The organism is Clostridium sp. HBUAS56010 (genome assembly GCF_007115105.1).
Lineage (GTDB): Bacteria > Bacillota > Clostridia > Lachnospirales > Lachnospiraceae > Lacrimispora.
Genome location: NZ_SULJ01000040.1, coordinates 1 through 1,642, shown reverse-complemented (window position 1 = coordinate 1,642; position 1,642 = coordinate 1). Strand labels below are relative to the sequence as shown.

At 33.8% G+C, this 1,642-nt stretch carries 2 protein-coding genes; one reads left to right on the top strand and one right to left on the bottom strand.

Annotated elements, in window-relative coordinates; all coding sequences use genetic code 11:
• Positions 1–431: 431 nt before the first annotated feature.
• On the bottom strand, positions 432–1,001 hold the full coding sequence (locus FAY33_RS19100) for a DNRLRE domain-containing protein (protein WP_143323068.1): 570 nt from the start codon (positions 999–1,001) through the stop codon (positions 432–434).
• A gap of 133 nt (positions 1,002–1,134) precedes the next feature.
• Here FAY33_RS19100 and FAY33_RS19095 point away from each other — a divergent pair, with 133 nt between their 5' ends.
• A complete protein-coding gene (locus tag FAY33_RS19095) occupies positions 1,135–1,446 on the top strand; it encodes a hypothetical protein (RefSeq protein WP_143323067.1) in 312 nt (103 codons plus the stop codon).
• Positions 1,447–1,642: the final 196 nt, after the last annotated feature.

The window sequence follows — 1,642 nt, the reverse complement described above, 5'->3', positions numbered from 1 at the left end:
GCTCTACATACAAAAGATAAGGGCAGGTTTCCGATTTTCGGAAGCCTGTTTTTCCGTTTATAAAAAGATTAAGAATTTTATTTTTTGAATAAATAAAAAACTGTGTATAGAGGAATGGAGGAAAACAGCCAGCAATGGGTGAAAAAGGATCCTTAATATAAAGAGATTTATTAATGAAATCCTGTATATTTGAAAAATATGTTCAGAAGTGATTTTCTATAAAATTTACAAATTAACAAGCGCTATAATTAAGTTTTCATCATGGTGCAGCAAAGGATTATAGCAAGTATCAAAAATGATATGATGCTTATTTAATTAAACAAGATAAACAATTATTTTGATTATAAAGACAGATTTCTTATTGAGAAACCTGTCTTTCATTATTATAGTTGTTTGTAAGAACAAACATACCAATTGCAATAACTGGTTTGCTATTTAATGACAACTGTGCATTGGATTTCGGTCATTGCGTTTATTTTGTTAAATTTTTCATAAGTGATGCGAAGCATTGGTCGCATAGAACAATCTTCAAAATTGTGAGCTGCATAGAAAAGGGGAAAACTACTAGAAAGACCAGTAATGATTATTCCTCTGTTTTCAATCTGGCCATTATGCCAGCTTTGAGCGATGTAAGTGATATCAATTTCACTGTAACTGGACTGGGGGGTGTCAGTAAAGATAATTTCATAACTATGATTAAACTTGGGATTAGAGTAGCAATCATTATATATATTAAAGAAGTCTTCTGAAGGATATAAACAATATGAATGAAAAAAAGGATTCATGTTATTTTTATCCTGTTTACATATTGGAAGCTTAAAAAGTATTAATTGGCAGCTTTTAATCTGATTGATATAGAAATATCGCTGAATATCAAAGTATAAATAAGTGGACATACTACATTGACTGCATTGACCCACCAATAAGGCTTTGGATTTAGAAGTGAAGCAACAATTAGGAAAGCTTCCGGAATTTTTGCAATCAACATCAATGGAATTCATATTAAACCCTCCTGATCTAATATATGTGCCATGATCCAGGACTGGCACTGCAACACCAGGAAGTGTTGGGAATATACTGATAGTAGGTCCATACCTTAAGACCATCAAATAAATCGAAGAAAGGGTCATAACTATGGCAATTAATGTATCGGTAACCAATGCCGAGGCCTTTAACTCAAGTGTTGAAGATGCCTTTTTTGATATTTCTTTTACAAACGATACAGCTTTTAACTATGCAGCGGATACAAGTATCTATTACTACGCATTACTCACAGATTCCACGGAAGGAACCGCTAAAACACAGGAAGTAACTTTTGTGGTTCCCAAAACGGAACTGGGAACAATTGATGCTTCTACTGTTCAATCATTTGCATTTGAAAATACAGAGAGTCTTGTAGCTCCCGTTACAGCAACAGGAGGAAGAATCCTATATGTTGCTCAGTAAAAATTAGAAAGTAAGCCGCTGTTCCATAAGGAAACCACTACCTTATGGAGCTGCGGCTCTTTTATTCCGTATGAAAGAGAACCCCTATCTTATAGGATAAAAGACTTTTTGAAATAAATGTAAAAAAGATGTTGACATTTGTCGGAAAGCTTGATATGATATAACTCGCCGCTGAAAACGGCGGCAAACTTCTTCT

What these genes read in the sequence shown, in the direction of transcription:
- FAY33_RS19095 (WP_143323067.1), top strand. Translation starts at nt 1,135, where the DNA reads ATGGCAATTAATGTATCGGTAACCAATGCCGAGGCCTTTAACTCAAGT.
- FAY33_RS19100 (WP_143323068.1), bottom strand. Translation starts at nt 1,001, where the DNA reads ATGAATTCCATTGATGTTGATTGCAAAAATTCCGGAAGCTTTCCTAAT.